The sequence below is a fragment of the Curtobacterium sp. BRB10 genome (genome assembly GCF_031844325.1).
In the GTDB taxonomy this organism is placed as follows: domain Bacteria; phylum Actinomycetota; class Actinomycetes; order Actinomycetales; family Microbacteriaceae; genus Curtobacterium; species Curtobacterium poinsettiae_A.
This window is the reverse complement of the sequence record NZ_JAUZVA010000003.1, coordinates 165817-180564: the sequence shown is the minus strand read 5'-3', so window position 1 is coordinate 180564 and position 14748 is coordinate 165817. Positions and strand designations below refer to the sequence as shown.

General features: G+C 70.5%; 15 protein-coding genes. 8 read left to right on the top strand and 7 right to left on the bottom strand.

Annotated features, from left to right (window positions below):
* Nucleotides 1–32: 32 nt before the first annotated feature.
* Nucleotides 33–1103, bottom strand: a complete 1071-nt coding sequence (locus tag Q9R26_RS07620; protein WP_311227125.1) for a glycosyltransferase family 1 protein — start codon at nt 1101–1103, stop codon at nt 33–35.
* Nucleotides 1104–1108: 5 nt separating this feature from the next.
* Nucleotides 1109–2101, bottom strand: coding sequence for an alpha/beta hydrolase (locus Q9R26_RS07615; RefSeq protein ID WP_311226931.1), 993 nt, complete (start codon nt 2099–2101; stop codon nt 1109–1111).
* A gap of 114 nt (nt 2102–2215) precedes the next feature.
* On the opposite strand from Q9R26_RS07615, the gene treS reads away from it, so the two are divergent.
* Both treS and Q9R26_RS07605 read left to right on the top strand, forming a co-directional pair.
* Entirely contained in the window at nt 2216–3925 is a 1710-nt protein-coding gene (treS, locus tag Q9R26_RS07610; RefSeq protein ID WP_182065064.1) for a maltose alpha-D-glucosyltransferase, read from the top strand.
* Between the two features lie 35 nt (nt 3926–3960).
* The gene (locus Q9R26_RS07605; protein ID WP_111223637.1) at nt 3961–4707 is read left to right on the top strand and encodes a 3'-5' exonuclease; all 747 of its coding nucleotides are present in this window, start codon (nt 3961–3963) and stop codon (nt 4705–4707) included.
* A 180-nt stretch (nt 4708–4887) separates the two neighbouring features.
* On the opposite strand, the gene Q9R26_RS07600 is transcribed toward Q9R26_RS07605, so the two are convergent.
* From Q9R26_RS07600 to glgA, 3 genes are all read right to left on the bottom strand, one after another.
* Nucleotides 4888–5136 carry a type B 50S ribosomal protein L31 gene (locus tag Q9R26_RS07600; RefSeq protein ID WP_017887280.1) on the bottom strand — a complete coding sequence of 83 codons (249 nt, stop codon included), beginning with the start codon at nt 5134–5136 and terminating at the stop codon, nt 4888–4890.
* A 102-nt stretch (nt 5137–5238) separates the two neighbouring features.
* Complete coding sequence (locus tag Q9R26_RS07595; protein ID WP_017887279.1) at nt 5239–6021, bottom strand: ABC transporter ATP-binding protein; 783 nt, start codon at nt 6019–6021, stop codon at nt 5239–5241.
* A 9-nt stretch (nt 6022–6030) separates the two neighbouring features.
* Nucleotides 6031–7230: a glycogen synthase gene (gene glgA / locus Q9R26_RS07590; protein ID WP_311226930.1), complete on the bottom strand. Its 1200-nt coding sequence runs from the start codon at nt 7228–7230 to the stop codon at nt 6031–6033.
* 47 nt (nt 7231–7277) lie between these two features.
* Here glgA and Q9R26_RS07585 point away from each other — a divergent pair, with 47 nt between their 5' ends.
* Complete coding sequence (locus Q9R26_RS07585; RefSeq protein ID WP_259577910.1) at nt 7278–8519, top strand: glucose-1-phosphate adenylyltransferase; 1242 nt, start codon at nt 7278–7280, stop codon at nt 8517–8519.
* A 335-nt stretch (nt 8520–8854) separates the two neighbouring features.
* Nucleotides 8855–9493: a phosphoserine phosphatase SerB gene (gene serB, locus Q9R26_RS07580; protein WP_311226929.1), complete on the top strand. Its 639-nt coding sequence runs from the start codon at nt 8855–8857 to the stop codon at nt 9491–9493.
* A 12-nt stretch (nt 9494–9505) separates the two neighbouring features.
* On the opposite strand, the gene fabG is transcribed toward serB, so the two are convergent.
* Nucleotides 9506–10219 (bottom strand): 3-oxoacyl-ACP reductase FabG, encoded by a 714-nt coding sequence (fabG, locus tag Q9R26_RS07575; protein WP_259577913.1) that lies wholly within the window; start codon nt 10217–10219, stop codon nt 9506–9508.
* A gap of 165 nt (nt 10220–10384) precedes the next feature.
* On the opposite strand from fabG, the gene Q9R26_RS07570 reads away from it, so the two are divergent.
* From Q9R26_RS07570 to Q9R26_RS07560, 3 genes are read left to right on the top strand one after another with little or no spacing between them, the layout of a single operon-like run.
* Complete coding sequence (locus Q9R26_RS07570; RefSeq protein WP_182065070.1) at nt 10385–10807, top strand: DUF3099 domain-containing protein; 423 nt, start codon at nt 10385–10387, stop codon at nt 10805–10807.
* Nucleotides 10807–11115, top strand: coding sequence for a hypothetical protein (locus Q9R26_RS07565; RefSeq protein ID WP_371830589.1), 309 nt, complete (start codon nt 10807–10809; stop codon nt 11113–11115). Before Q9R26_RS07570 ends, Q9R26_RS07565 begins: the two co-directional genes overlap by 1 nt.
* The gene (locus tag Q9R26_RS07560) at nt 11112–12086 is read left to right on the top strand and encodes an SURF1 family protein (RefSeq protein ID WP_311226928.1); all 975 of its coding nucleotides are present in this window, start codon (nt 11112–11114) and stop codon (nt 12084–12086) included. The genes Q9R26_RS07565 and Q9R26_RS07560 overlap by 4 nt, the downstream gene beginning before the upstream one ends.
* Before the next feature lie 171 nt (nt 12087–12257).
* Here the strand turns inward: Q9R26_RS07560 and Q9R26_RS07555 are convergent, their stop codons facing one another.
* Nucleotides 12258–13856 (bottom strand): ABC-F family ATP-binding cassette domain-containing protein, encoded by a 1599-nt coding sequence (locus tag Q9R26_RS07555; RefSeq protein WP_182065072.1) that lies wholly within the window; start codon nt 13854–13856, stop codon nt 12258–12260.
* Nucleotides 13857–13971: 115 nt separating this feature from the next.
* Between Q9R26_RS07555 and Q9R26_RS07550 the strand changes: the two genes are divergently transcribed.
* Nucleotides 13972–14571, top strand: coding sequence for a biotin transporter BioY (locus Q9R26_RS07550; protein ID WP_311226927.1), 600 nt, complete (start codon nt 13972–13974; stop codon nt 14569–14571).
* The last annotated feature ends 177 nt before the right edge of the window (nt 14572–14748 follow it).

Here is a 14748-nt window from a genome sequence, read left to right as displayed (position 1 = left end):
ACGCCCGACGCGACCCCGGTCCGCGCCGGCCCTCAGCCCCGCCGGTCCCCCACAGCCCGCTCGACGGCCCGGACGACCCGCTCCGCCGAGTCCTGCCACCGGAACCGGCCGGCACGCTCGATCGACTGCCGCGAGGCCTCGTCCCACCGTTCCTCGACCCGCCGGACAGCCGCAGCGACGGCGGACGGCGACGCCGGGTCGAAGTACTCCGCAGCGGAGCCGCCGATCTCCCGGAAGATCGGGATGTCACTGACGACGACCGGGGTCCCGACGCCCATCGCCTCGACGAGCGGGATGCCGAACCCCTCGTCGTACGACGCGGTCGCCAGTGCCGTGGCCGAACGGAGCGCGGACAGGTACTCCTCGTCGGTGGCGCCGTCGTGGAACACGATCGATCCCGCAGGAGCCAGCGCCTCGAGCCGTGCCCGGTCGGCGTCGGACACCCGCGACATGCAGTGCAGCGTCCAGTCCGCCCCGAGGAGCGGCAGCGCCGCCGCCAGGGTCTCCACGTTCTTGTACGGCATGAACGAGCCCATGTAGACGAGCGAGCGTTGCCGTGGCGCTCCGGTCGACCGCGGTGTCACCGGATCGGCCGCGTTGTGGGCAACGGTCACGGGTCGGCGCGTCAGCCGGTGCTCGGCGATCAGCCCGGCGGTCGTCTCCGACACCGTCACCACCCCGTCGGCGCCGTTCAGCAGGAACCGCTGCGGCGCCCACGACAGGTGGAACGCCCGCCAGCCGAGCCGCAGCGGCCACGAGAACTCCCGCGGCGGCGTGCGGTTGCGGTAGTAGATGAGGTCGTGCAGCGTCAGGACGAGCGCGTACCGGCGCCCCCGCGACCCCATCGTCTGCATGGGCGAGAACACCGCGTCGAGCCCGAGCCGGTTGACGCGCCGGGCGACGAGCGGCTCCCCCGCGTCCGTCGGCGCGGGCAGCAGCGCCCACGGCAGGTCGCTCGGCAGCGACTCGAGCTGGCGCTCGTCACTGACGAGCAGTACGTGGTCGTGCCGGTCCGGCAGGTGCGCGACGACCCCGGCGGTGAACCGGCTGATGCCGTCGTGCCGACCGATCCGCACGTACCGGCAGTCGATGCCGATGCGCAGGCGCGTCACGACGCGTCCGCCGTCCGGGAGGCCCGCCCCGACCCCGACCGTCGGCTGTCCGCCGCGGCCGCAACGCGTCCCGTGCGCCCCTGGCGTCCGGCACGTCCGGCCGTGTCCGCCATCCGGCGGAGCACCGCCGCCGCGGCCGGAGCCGGCGTCTCGTAGTGGACGAGGTGGCCGACACCCGGGATCACGACGAGCTCGGCGTCACGCAGACGCTCGGCGAGTGCGCGCTGTTCGGGGACGGCGGTGATGTCGTCGTGCTCGGCCGCGACGAGCAGCACGGGCACCTCGATCCGGTCGGCGTACTCGGAGACGTCGTGGGTGATCGAGGTGCGGAACGCCTCGAGCACGCTCGTGCGGTTCGCGAAGGCCGAGAAGTACCGGTCGTGCTGGTCGTGCACCCATCGGCGGACGGCGGGGTCGCGCGACTTCAGCATCGCGATGCTCATCGCCCGGACGATCGCCCCGTTCCGCAGGATCCCGAGCCCGATCGGCTTCGGCAGCACCGCGCCGGCGCGGTAGTACCCGATCGCGATCGCCGTCCCGACGGCACGCGGACCCTGCAGTGCCGGGGCCGCGATGGGGTTCACGAGCACGAGCAGTCGGGTGTCGAGCCCGGCGGCGACGGTGGCCGACACCACGATCGACCCGAACGAGTGCCCGAGCACGACGGTGTCGCGGCCGAGCCCGAGCGCGGCGTGGAACCCGGCCAACCAGGCCACGTAGGCGTCGACGTCGGACACCGGCAGCGGATCGGACACGCCGAAGCCGGGCAGGTCCGGCACGACCACACGGACACCTTCGAGGTGCGCGGCGATGGTCTCGAGCCCGTGGTGGTCCCCGCGGAACCCGTGCACGGCGAGCACGGTGCAATCCGCATCCTCGGGCCCGTAGACCCAGTAGTGCGTGGTCCGGCCGTCGACCTGGACGGCGCGGTGCACGACCGGGGTGGCGGCCATCAACGACTGGTACGGGGAGAGTACGGGCGGTTGCATCCGCGCCAGTCTAGGGAGCGAACCGCACGAAACCCCGGACACCCGCAGCATCTCGCGCCTATCGTGTCCGGGGCGGGCCGCAAGACCGGTCCGTCGATGACGACGAGGAGCACGGTGACCTTCACAGCCCCGATCCAGCTGCCCGGCCTGACGCTCGACCCGCAGTGGTACAAGCGCTCGGTCTTCTACGAGTGCATGATCCGGTCGTTCGTCGACTCCAACGGAGACGGCATCGGCGACATCCAGGGCGTGATCGGCAAGCTCGACTACCTGCAGTGGCTCGGCGTGGACGCCCTGTGGCTGCCGCCGTTCTTCCAGTCGCCGATGCGCGACGGCGGGTACGACATCTCCGACTACCGCGCGATCCTGCCGGAGTTCGGCACGCTCGACGACTTCCGCGAGCTCGTCACGAAGTCGCACGAGCGGAACATGCGCATCGTGATCGACATGGTGATCAACCACACCAGCGATCAGCACGAGTGGTTCCAGCAGTCCCGCGAGGACCCGGACGGCCCCTACGGCGACTTCTACGTCTGGCGGGACACCGACGAGGACTACTCGAACATCCGCATCATCTTCGTCGACACCGAGGAGTCCAACTGGACCTTCGACCCGGTCCGACGCCAGTTCTTCTTCCACCGCTTCTTCTCGCACCAGCCTGACCTGAACTTCGAGAACCCCGCGGTCATCGAGGCGATCTACGACGTCGTCCGGCACTGGCTCGACATGGGCGTCGACGGACTCCGGCTCGACGCGATCCCGTACCTGTTCGAGTCCGAGGAGGGCAACGGCGAGGGCGAGCCGGAGACCCACGAGTTCATCAAGAAGCTCCGCGCGATGGTCGACGACGAGTACCCCGGCCGTGTGCTCCTGGCCGAGGCCAACCAGTGGCCGCGCGAGACGGCGGCGTTCTTCGGCACCGACGAGGAGCCCGAGTGCCACATGGCGTTCGACTTCCCGGTGATGCCGCGCATCTTCTACTCGCTCCGCGCCCAGCACGCCGCCGAGCTCAAGGCGATCCTGTCCGAGACCCTCGACGTGCCGGCCAGCGCGGCGTGGGGCGTCTTCCTCCGCAACCACGACGAGCTCACGCTCGAGATGGTGAGCGAGGAGTACCGGCAGGCGATGTACGGCTGGTACGGCTACGACCCGCGGATGCGCTCGAACATCGGTATCCGTCGTCGCCTCGCGCCCCTGCTCGACAACTCCCGCGCCGAGCTCGAGCTCATCCACGCGCTGCTGTTCTCGCTGCCCGGTTCGCCGTTCCTGTACTACGGCGACGAGATCGGGATGGGCGACAACATCTGGCTGCCGGACCGCGACTCGTCGCGCACGCCGATGCAGTGGACGCCCGACCGCAACGCGGGCTTCTCCACCGCCGACCCGGGCAAGCTCTACCTGCCCGTCGTCCAGTCGCTCGTGTACAACTACGCGCAGGTCAACGTCGAGGCGCAGCTCGCCCAGTCGCGCTCGCTGCTGCACTGGGTCCGGAACGTCATCCACACGCGCAAGGCCCACCCGGTGTTCGGCCTCGGCTCCCTGCACGTGCAGGAGACCTCGAACGACTCGGTGCTCGCCTTCGTTCGCTCGTGGGAGGGCTCCGGCCAGCAGTTCGGCCCGTCCGCCGAGGACGTCCTGTGCGTGTTCTCGTTCGCGACGAACCCGACCTCGGTCACGGTGTCCGCTCCGGAGTTCGCGGGGCGTCCGCTCTACGACCTGTTCGGCGGCGGCTCGTTCCCGTCGTTCGACGAGGACGGCAACGTCACGCTGACCATGGGCACGCAGTCGTTCTACTGGCTCCACGTCGGCGCGCCGACCCGGTAGCCGGGGGTGTCGGTGCGTCCCGTTAGCCTGACCGCGTGACGTTCCCCACTGCACAGCTCGACGCGCCCGCTCCGTCCCAGGACCTCACGGGTCGGCCCTGGTGGCACGCGCTGGGCGTCTTCGACCTCGAGACCACCGGGGTCGACGTCGAGACGGCCCGGATCGTCACCGCCCACGTCGGGCTCATCGACATGACCGGGGCCTCCATCGTCGAGGGCGCCTGGATCGCCGACCCCGGCGTCCCGATCCCCGAGGGTGCCGCCGCCGTGCACGGCTACACGACCGAGCGTGCCCAGGCCGAGGGGCGTCCCGCGGCCGAGGTCGTGGCCGAGATCATCGCCGCGATCGAGGCCGTGTTCGCCCGGGGCATCCCCCTCGTGATCTACAACGCCCCTTACGACCTCACCGTCCTCGACCGCGAAGCGAAGCGGCACGGGTTCGCCTCCCCCGTCATCGGCAACGTCGTCGACCCGCTGGTGATCGACAAGGCACTCGACACCTTCCGCAAGGGCAAGCGCACGCTCGAGGCCGCGTCGGAGCTCTACGGCGTCACGCTCGACGATGCGCACGACGCCGGTGCCGACGCGATCGCTGCCGGGCGTGTCGCCCAGGCCATCGCGGGCAAGTACCCGGACGAGCTCGGCATCTCCGCCGAGGAACTCCACCGCAAGCAGGTCGGCTGGTGCGCCGAACAGGCCACCTCGTTCCAGGACTACATGCGCAAGAAGCGCGACCCGACGTTCACCGCCGACGGCCGCTGGCCGCACCGCAACGGCGCCTGACCCCGCACTGCCCCCTCGCAAAGCACCGGTGTTCGCGCGCCGAACACCCGCAGAACGCGGTGTGACGCGCGAACACCGGTGTCTTGCGTCCCTGGGTCAGGGACAGCCCGAGACACCGCACAACGCGAACGGGCGGCCCTCCCGGAGGAGGACCGCCCGTGGGCGTTGCGTGGGGGCTGCTTACTTGCTGAAGCCCTTGAAGCGCTGGTTGAACTTCTCGACGCGACCGGCCGAGTCGAGGATGCGCTGCTTGCCCGTGTAGAACGGGTGCGAAGCGGACGAGATCTCGACGTCGATGACCGGGTAGGTCGCACCGTCGAGCTCGATGGTCTTGTCGCTGTTCGCGGTCGAACGCGTCAGGAACGTCTCACCGGAGGCCAGGTCGCGGAAGACGATGGCGCGGTACTCGGGGTGGGTGTCGGTCTTCATGGAGATTCCTCGATAGCGGTGGTGGGATTGCGCGAACTGCGCGGGAAGTCGTCGGCTTGCGCCAGCCGTCCACGATACCAGAGAGACGGCGGGATCGCAGCGCTACGCGGCGCGTGCCGTGTAGCGACCGGCGTCCTTGGTGACCGAGAGGTCGATGCCGAACGCCTCGGTCAGGGTCTGGTCCGTCAGGACCTCGTCGATGGGGCCGGCGGCCTGCACGTGGCCGTCGGCGAGGACGAGCGCGTGGGTGAAACCGGCCGGGATCTCCTCGACGTGGTGGGTCACGATGACGATGGCCGGCGAGTCCGCGCTCTGTGCGTAGCCGCCGAGGGTGCGGACGAGGCTCTCACGGGCGCCGAGGTCGAGCGACGCGGCCGGTTCGTCGAGGAACAGGATCTCCGGGTCCGTCATCACGGCACGCGCGATCTGCACGCGCTTCTGCTCGCCGTCGCTGAGGTCGCCGAACGTGCGGTCGGTGAAGGACCCCAGGCCCCACTCCTCGAGCACGCGCTGCGCACGGCGGACGTCGAGCTCCTCGTACTCCTCGTTCCAGCGCCCCGTCACCGAGTACGCAGCCGTGAGCACGACGTCGATGACCTTCTCCGTCACCGGGATCCGGCGTGCCAGCGCGGTCGACGCGAAGCCGATGCGCGGGCGGAGCTCGAACAGGTCGGCGCCGCCGAGTTCGGTCCCGAGCACCTCGACGTCGCCCGAGGTCGGGAACGTCTGGGCACCGGCGACCTGCAGCAGCGTCGTCTTGCCGGCACCGTTCGCGCCGAGCACGACCCAGCGTTCGTCGTCCTGCACCTCCCACGAGATCGCGTCGAGGATGGTGGCCCCGTTGCGGACCACGGAGACGTCTGACAAGCGCACGACCGAGGGCATGCGACCAGCCTACGGGTTCTGGCCGAGCACCCGGTCGTAGACCTGCCGTGTCCTGGTGGCGATCGCGTCCCAGGTGAACTCGGTCTCGACACGGAGCCGTCCGGCGCGTCCCATGAGCTTCGCCAGCCCCTCGTCGGCGAGCACCTCGGTGAGGGTCGCAGCGAGGTCCGCCACGAAACGGTCGGGGTCGGTCGGGGTGCCGGTGCCGTCCTGCACCTGGTCGATCGGGACGATGCGACCGGTGAGCCCGTCGGCGACGACCTCGGGGATGCCCCCGGTGCCGGTGCCGACGACGGGGATGCCGCACGCCATCGCCTCGAGGTTCACGATGCCGAGCGGCTCGTAGACCGACGGGCAGACGAACACGGTGCCCGAGGACAGCACGTTCACGATCTCCTGGTGCGCGAGCATCCGGTCGATCCAGACGACGCCTTCACGCTCCGCGCGGAGGCCCTCGACGAGCCCGGTGACCTCGGCCAGGATCTCGGGGGTGTCGGGCGCGCCGGCGCACAGCACGATCTGCACGTCCGACGGCAGCGACGCCACGGCGCGGAGCAGGTACGGCAGGCCCTTCTGGCGGGTGATCCGTCCGACGAACACGACGCTCGGGCGCGTCGGGTCGATGCCGAGGGCGCGCACGGCGTCCTCGTCGACGGTCGGCTTCCACGCGTCGATGTCGATGCCGTTGTAGACGACGTGCACCTTCGCCGGGTCGATCGACGGGTACGAGCGCAGGATGTCCGCACGCATGGCCTTCGAGACCGCGATGACGCCGTCGGCGTGTTCGAACGCCTCGCGCTCCATCCAGCTGGACAGGCGGTAGCCGCCGCCGAGCTGCTCGGCCTTCCACGGACGGAGCGGCTCGAGGCTGTGGGCGGTCACGATGTGGGGGATGCCGTAGGTGAGCTGCGCGATCCGGCCCGCGGAGTTCGCGTACCAGGTGTGCGAGTGCACGAGGTCGGCACCCTCGACGTCGGCCGCGATGGCCACGTCGGTGCCGAGGGCCTGCAGCGCGCCGTTCGCCTGGCCGAGCCCGTCCGGGGTCCGGTAGCCCCACACATCGGGTTCGTCACGGAAGGCCCCGAAGGCCCGGACACGGACTTCCGTGTCCGTTCCCGACCGCAACGCGGCGGTGAGTTCGGACACGTGGACACCCGCTCCGCCGTAGACCTCCGGCGGATACTCCCTGGTCAGCAGATCGACTCGCACTGGTTCAACGTAACCGGTTCCCAGTGCTGACGCCTACTGTGAGCGGCATGGCACCAAAGAAGGTCTTCGGCATCGTGCTCGCCGGCGGCGAGGGCAAACGACTCATGCCGCTCACGGCCGATCGCGCGAAGCCCGCCGTCCCGTTCGGCGGCAACTTCCGTCTCATCGACTTCGCACTGTCGAACCTGGTCAACTCCGGTCTGCAGAAGATCGTCGTCCTGACCCAGTACAAGTCGCACAGTCTCGACCGGCACGTCGCGGAGACGTGGCGCATGGAGGGGCTGCTCGGCTCCTACGTCGCGTCCGTCCCCGCGCAGCAGCGGCTCGGCAAGCGCTGGTTCGCCGGCTCGGCCGACGCGATCCTGCAGTCGCTCAACCTGCTGCGCGACGAGCGACCCGACATCGTGGTCGTCGTCGGGGCGGACCACGTGTACCGGATGGACTTCCACCAGATGGTCGAGGCGCACATCGCCTCCGGCCGCAGCGCCACGGTGGCGGCGATCCGTCAGCCGATCGGGCTCGCCGACCAGTTCGGCGTGATCCAGGTGGCCGACGACGACCCGACGAAGATCGAGGCGTTCCTCGAGAAGCCGAAGGACGCCGTCGGCCTGGCCGACTCCCCCGGCGAGATCCTGGCCTCGATGGGCAACTACGTGTTCAACGCGGACGCGCTCGTCGACGCGGTCCTGCGCGACGGCCAGCTCGAGACGTCGGCCCACGACATGGGCGGCGACATCGTCCCCGACTTCGTCAACCGCGGCGACGCCGGCGTGTACGACCTGCAGCGCAACGAGGTCCCCGGTTCCACCGACCGCGACAAGTACTACTGGCGCGACGTCGGCACCATCGACTCGTTCTTCGACGCCCACATGGACCTCATCGCGCCGGTCCCGGTCTTCAACCTGTACAACCAGGACTGGCCGATCTTCAACCAGCAGACGAACCTGCCGCCGGCGAAGTTCGTCCGCGACGCCAACGGCAACACCGGGTCCACGGTGGACTCGCTCGTGTCGCTCGGTTGCCTGGTGTCGGGTGCGCAGGTCGAGCGCAGCATGATCGGGCCCTGGTGCTCGATCGACTCCGGCGCGAAGGTCCTCGACTCGATCGTGTTCGAGCGCGCCACCATCGGCGCCGGGGCGATCGTCAACCGCGCCATCCTCGACAAGGACGTCGTCCTCGCGCCGGGTGCGCAGGTGGGCGTCGACCGCGAGGCCGACGAGGCGCGCGGGTTCACCGTCACCGAGTCGGGCATCACCGTGGTGGGCAAGGGCGTCCGCGTCGACGCCTGATCCGTCACCGAGTCGGGGCTCCGCCCATGGGTCGGCAAGGTCGTCCGCGTCGACGCCTGATCCGTCACCGAGTCGGGGCTCCGCCCATGGGTCGGCACGGGCGTCCGCGTCGACGCCTGATCCGTCACCGAGTCGGGGCTCCGCCCATGGGTCGGCAAGGACGTCCGCGTCGACGCCTGATCCGTCACCGAGTCGGGGCTCCGCCCATGGGTCGGCACGGGTGTCCGCGTCGACGCATAAGCAGACACCCGGGGCGCAGCCCCGGACGGACGGCCTGGAGGCACGGCTCGCGTCACGGACGCGGCCGTGCCTTCTTCAGTCGGTACCGTTGGTGCGTGCCCCGCTTCCTCGTCGTCCTCGATGCCGATTCCACCCTCCTCGAGGACGAGGTGATCGAACTGCTCGCCGACAGCGCCGGGACCCGGCCACAGGTGGCGGCGATCACGGAGCGCGCCATGCGCGGGGAACTCGACTTCGCCGAGAGCCTCCGGGAGCGTGTCGCGACCCTGGCGGGCCTCCAGGCTGACGTCCTCGTCCGCGCACAGCAGGCGGTCCGTGTGACGCGGGGCGCCGACCAGCTCGTCCGCGCGGTGCACGCCGCCGGCGGCACCGTCGGCGTGGTGTCGGGCGGGTTCCACGAGGTGCTCGACCCGTTCGCCGAGCAGCTGGGCCTCGACCACTGCCGGGCGAACCGTCTCGAGGTCACCGACGGCGTGCTCACCGGCCGTGTGCTCGGCGACGTCGTCGACGCGCACGCCAAGGCCGTCGCGCTCCGCGAGTGGGCGGACGCGGACGGGGTCGACCCGGCACGGACGATCGCGATCGGCGACGGCGCGAACGACCTCGAGATGATGCGCGTCGCGGCGCTGTCGGTCGCGTTCGACGCGAAGCCGCGCGTGCGGGAGCAGGCGGACGTCGCGGTCGTCGACCGTGACCTGTCCGCCGTGCTCGCGACGCTCGGCCTGCGCGGCTGAGCCGTCCGGGGGCTAGTGCCCCATCCCGAGGCCACCGTCGACCGGGATGATCGCACCCGAGACGTACCCGGCACCGTCGCTCGCCAGGAACAGCGTGGCGTCCGCGACGTCGTCGACCGTGCCGTAGCGGGCGGCCGGGATCGCCTTCTTGAACTCGGCCTGTAGCTCGTCGGAGAGCGCGGCGGTCATGTCCGTCTGGATGAAGCCGGGCGCCACGACGTTGGCGGTGATGCCGCGCGAGCCGAGCTCACGCGTGATCGACCGGGCCATGCCGACCAGGGCGGCCTTCGAGGACGCGTAGTTGACCTGGCCGATCTGGCCGTAGGCGCCCACGACGCTCGACATCAGCACGATGCGGCCGAACCTGGCCTTCATCATGCCCTTCGTCGCGCGCTTGACGACGCGGAAGGTGCCCGTGAGGTTCGTGTCGACGACGCTCGTGAAGTCGTCCTCGGACATGCGGAGGAGCAGCTGGTCGTTCGTGATGCCGGCGTTCGCGACGAGGACCTCGATCGGACCGAGCTCGGCCTCGACCTGCGTGAACGCGGCGTCGACGGAGGCCGTGTCGGTGATGTCGGCCTGTACCGTCAGTGCGCCCTCGGGGCCACCGTGACCGCTGCGCGACGTCACGGCGACCCGGTGGCCGGCCGCGACGAACCGCTCGGCCAGCGCGTGGCCGATGCCGCGGTTGCCGCCGGTGATGAGGACGGTACGGGGGGTGCTCATGGTCGCTCCGTTCGGTGGGATCTGCTCGGCACGCGGTGCCGGGGACCCGGCGGACACGCCCGGACGAGCGTACCGGAGCGGACCACCCCGCCGGTTCGCGCGCGGCGCACCCACGATCGGTCCGGCGGGATTAGGCTTGACCACGGGTAGACGGAGACCATCTGTATGAAGAGCACGCACACGAGTATCACGTCGCTGCCGGACACACCGGAGCAGGACCGGGCGCACCGCCTGTCCCGCTACGTCTGGCAGATGGCCGTCCGAGTGGTCCTCTTCATCTCCGCGGTGCTCGTGTACTCGATCTGGCACTCGTGGCTGGCGGTCATCCCGATCGTCCTGGCCGCGGTGATCCCCTGGGTAGCGGTCGTCATCGCGAACGCGGGCAGCCGGACCGAGAGCGACATGATCTCCCCCGCCGGGTCCATCGAGCTCTACGACGCCGTCGACCCGCGACTCCGCGAACAGCAGGAGGACGCCCGGGCCCAGGCCTACCGCGACGAGCAGGACCGCCTCCGCCAGCAGGCGCAGCACGCGCAGGACGAGTGGCAGCGCAACGGCGACCGATCGAAGATGTGGGGACCCCGCTGATGGGTGCGACGTTCGACCTGCAGACCGAGCCCGGATCCACCCCGGTGTGCTCGCGAGCCGGGTGCGTGTCGACGGCCGGGTGGCGCGTGAACTGGCGCAATCCCCGGATCCACGCGATCGACCGCGTGAAGATCTGGGCCGCGTGCGAAGAACACCGTGACTTCCTCGCCGACTACCTCCGCTCCCGCTCGTTCCCGGTGCGCGTCACCGGGATGCACGAGGACGTCGATCATCTCGACGACGAGCGCGAGTCGACCGCTGCGCCGAAGAACGACGTCGGGGTGCGCTCCACCGGCACCTCGCGATGACCGACGGCACCGACGGCTTCGACCCGCAGTCCCGGTACGGCCGCAAGCACGCCGCGAAGCTGCAGCGCGCATCCGCGGGTTCGGGCGCTCCGGCGCAGCAGCACGACCCCGACGAACCCTTCGTCGGCTGGCGCTTCGTCCGGAGTCGCCGCTGGCTCGGCTACTTCGCGATCGCGGTCGCCTTCGCCATCGTCTGCGCGTTGTTCGGCATGTGGCAGTGGGACCGCCGCAACGAGGCCGTCCGGCAGAACGAGCAGGTCGCGCAGAACTACGACCACACCCCCGTCCCCGTCGACCGGGCGCTGCCGAAGCCCTCGAGCTGGCAGGACGAGCAGGAGTGGCTCCGGGTCTCCGTGACCGGCCGCTACGACGTCGACTCGCAGCTGCTCGTGCGCAACCGCGTGCACAACGGGCAGCCCGGGTTCGAGGTCCTGACGCCCCTGGTCACGTCCGAGGGCCGCGCCTTCATCGTCGACCGCGGGTGGGTGCCGACCGGCAACGCACAGGACGCCCCCGACCACGTGCCGGCTCCCCCGTCCGGCGAGGTGACCGCGATCGTCCGCCTGCAGCAGAGCGAACCGCGTATCCCCGGCCGCTCCGACCCGAAGGACACCGACCAGGTGCAGTCGGTGACCCTCGCCGACGTGGCGGACAAGGTCGACGACCCGATCTGGACGGGCGCCTACGGGCAGCTCGCCTCGGAGTCCCCCGCCCCGACCGAGGCCCGCCCGCTCGGCTGGGAGCGTCCCAATGCCGACACGGGGCTGCACCTCAGCTACTTCATCCAGTGGTTCCTGTTCGCCGCCGGGGGCTTCGGCTTCTTGGCGTACGTGATGGTGCAGGAGTACCGGAACCTCAACCAGGACGACCCGGAGGAGCGCGAGCGCGCCCTCGAGCGCGAGCGTCGCAAGAACGCGAAGCCGAAGACCGACGCCGAGATCGAGGACGAGCTCATCGCGTCACGTCGCTGAGGCGTGCGCCTGTGCGCGTCGCCAGTGCGCCGTGCGCATCGCGCAACCCCCGTGCGCGCTCCGGCGCACCGTGCCGCCCCACAAGCGCGCACCCAGCACGCAACACGCACCGGACCGGACCGCGAACGCGGCGCCGTGCGGACGGGCCTCGCCCGACCGCACGCGCAGCAACTAGGCGAGCTCGATGAGCTCCGCGTAGTCCTTGTTCCAGTGGTCCTCGGTGCCGTCCGGCAGCAGCAGCACCCGCTCGGGGTTGAGCGCCTCGACCGCTCCGGCGTCGTGGGACACCAGGACGACCGCACCCTCGAAGCCGGCCAGGGCGTTGAGGATCTCCTCGCGCGACGCCGGGTCCAGGTTGTTCGTCGGCTCATCGAGCAGCAGGACGTTCGCGCCGGAGACCACGATCATCGCGAGCGACAGACGCGTCTTCTCGCCACCGGACAGGACCCCGGCCTTCTTGTAGCCGTCGTCGCCAGTGAACAGGAACGACCCGAGCACGCGACGGGCCTCGGTCTCGTTGAGGTCCGTCGACGCCGACACCATGTTCTCGATCACCGTGCGGTTGACGTCGATGTTCTCGTGCTCCTGCGCGTAGTACCCGATGCGCAGACCGTGGCCCGGCTGGATCTCGCCGGTGTCGGGCTGGTCGGCTCCCGCCAGGATCCGCAGCAGCGTCGTCTTGCCCGCACCGTTGAAGCCGAGGATGACGACGCGCGAACCGCGGTCGATCGCCAGGTCGACACCCGCGAAGATCTCGAGCGACCCGTAGGACTTCGACAGGCCCTCGGCCATCAGCGGCGTGCGGCCGCACGGGGCCGGGGTGGGGAAGCGGATCTTCGCGACCCGGTCGGCGACGCGCTCGTCCTCGAGGCCGGCGAGCAGCTTGTCGGCACGCGCGACCATCTGGTGGGCTGCCGCGGCCTTCGACGCCTTGGCGCCGAACCGGGCGGCCTGGTCCTTGAGCGTGGCGGCCTTCTTCTCGGCGCCCGCGCGCTCCTTGCGGCGGCGCTCCTCGTCGGCGACGCGCTGCCGCTGGTAGAGCTTCCAGCCCATGTTGTAGATGTCGATGGTCTGGCGGTTGGCGTCCAGGTAGAAGACGCGGTTCACGACCTCGTCGACGAGCTCGACGTCGTGGGAGATGATGATGACGCCACCGGGGTAGGTCTTCAGGTGCTCGCGGAGCCACACGACGGAGTCGGCGTCGAGGTGGTTGGTCGGCTCGTCGAGGATCATCGTCTCGGCGTCCGAGAACAGGATCCGGGCGAGCTCGATGCGCCGACGCTGACCGCCCGAGAGCGTCTTGAGCTGCTGGTCGAGGATGCGGTCCGGAAGCTTGAGGTTCGAGGCGATGGAGGCCGCCTCGGCCTCGGCTGCGTAGCCGCCGAGCGCGTTGAACTGGTCGTCGAGGCGGCTGTAGCGGCGCATCGCCTTCTCGGCAACGGCCGCGTCGTCACTCGCCATGTCGAGGGTCGCGAGCCGGATGCCCTCCACGAGCTCACCGAGACCACGGGCGTCGAGGATGCGCTTCCGCGCCGTCTCCTCCGGGTCGCCGGAGCGGGGGTCCTGGGGCAGGTAGCCGATCTCGCCGCCGCGCTCGATCTTGCCGCCGGTGGGCTGCGTCTCGCCCGCGAGGGCCTTGGTCATCGTCGTCTTCCCCGCGCCGTTGCGGCCGACGAGTCCGATCTTGTCGCCCTTCTCGACACGGAAGGACACGTCCTCCATGAGGAGACGAGCTCCGACGCGGATCTCGAGTTCGTGCACGGCAAGCACAGTGGACGTCCAATCAGTTGGTGGGTTTGCACAACGGTGTGTGCGTGAGGTGCACCGCTACGCTGACGGGACCGATGGTTCCGAACGGAACCAGCAGTCCATTCTAGGAGAATCCATGACGAACGCCACCGGGTTCGCTCCCCGCGCAGTCCTCGCCGACCGACTGCGCACGCACGGGCTGGCCACCGACGCCGCCCTCGTCGCCGGCGGAGCCCTGTTCACCGCCGCGATGGCGCAGCTCGAGGTCCCGATGTGGCCGGTCCCGATCACCGGGCAGACGCTCGCCGTCGTGCTCGTCGGCGCGACCCTGGGTGCCCGACGCGGCATGCTCTCGCTGCTCGTCTACGCGGTCGCCGGACTCGCGGGCGCCCCGTTCTTCGCGGACATGCAGGGCGGCCTGCAGGCGCTGGCCCTGCCGAGCTTCGGGTACGTCATCGGCTTCATCCCGGCCGCCGGCCTCGTCGGCTGGCTCGCGCGCCGCAACTGGGACCGCCACGTCGGACGCGCGGCGGTCGCCATGCTGCTCGCGAGCGCAATCCCGTTCGTGACCGGCCTGCCGTACCTGGCCGTGGCGCTCGGCCAGCTCGGCGCCCCGAACGACGTCCAGTCGGTGCTCGCCGCCGGACTGTACCCGTTCATCATCGGTGGCATCGCCAAGGCATTCATCGCGGCCGGCATCCTGCCGCTCGCGTGGAAGGCCGTCGGCCGCCGCTGACGCCGCGCACGAGAACGGCCCCGCACCCGATCGGTGCGGGGCCGTTCTGCGTCCGGCGCTGGGCGGGCCGTCGGTGCGGTTCGGGCGGTTCGGGCGGTTCGCCGAGATCGCGGGCACGCCGTGTGCGCGACCCGCCGGTCGGTCACGACTCCCCGCCACCCGGACGCCGGGTGGCCG

Coding starts and splice junctions, on each gene's coding strand:
- Q9R26_RS07595 (WP_017887279.1), bottom strand. CDS start 6,021: ATGCCCTCGGTCGTGCGCTTGTCAGACGTCTCCGTGGTCCGCAACGGG.
- Q9R26_RS07560 (WP_311226928.1), top strand. CDS start 11,112: ATGACCGACGGCACCGACGGCTTCGACCCGCAGTCCCGGTACGGCCGC.
- Q9R26_RS07600 (WP_017887280.1), bottom strand. CDS start 5,136: ATGAAGACCGACACCCACCCCGAGTACCGCGCCATCGTCTTCCGCGAC.
- Q9R26_RS07585 (WP_259577910.1), top strand. CDS start 7,278: ATGGCACCAAAGAAGGTCTTCGGCATCGTGCTCGCCGGCGGCGAGGGC.
- fabG (WP_259577913.1), bottom strand. CDS start 10,219: ATGAGCACCCCCCGTACCGTCCTCATCACCGGCGGCAACCGCGGCATC.
- Q9R26_RS07565 (WP_371830589.1), top strand. CDS start 10,807: ATGGGTGCGACGTTCGACCTGCAGACCGAGCCCGGATCCACCCCGGTG.
- Q9R26_RS07615 (WP_311226931.1), bottom strand. CDS start 2,101: ATGCAACCGCCCGTACTCTCCCCGTACCAGTCGTTGATGGCCGCCACC.
- Q9R26_RS07570 (WP_182065070.1), top strand. CDS start 10,385: ATGAAGAGCACGCACACGAGTATCACGTCGCTGCCGGACACACCGGAG.
- Q9R26_RS07550 (WP_311226927.1), top strand. CDS start 13,972: ATGACGAACGCCACCGGGTTCGCTCCCCGCGCAGTCCTCGCCGACCGA.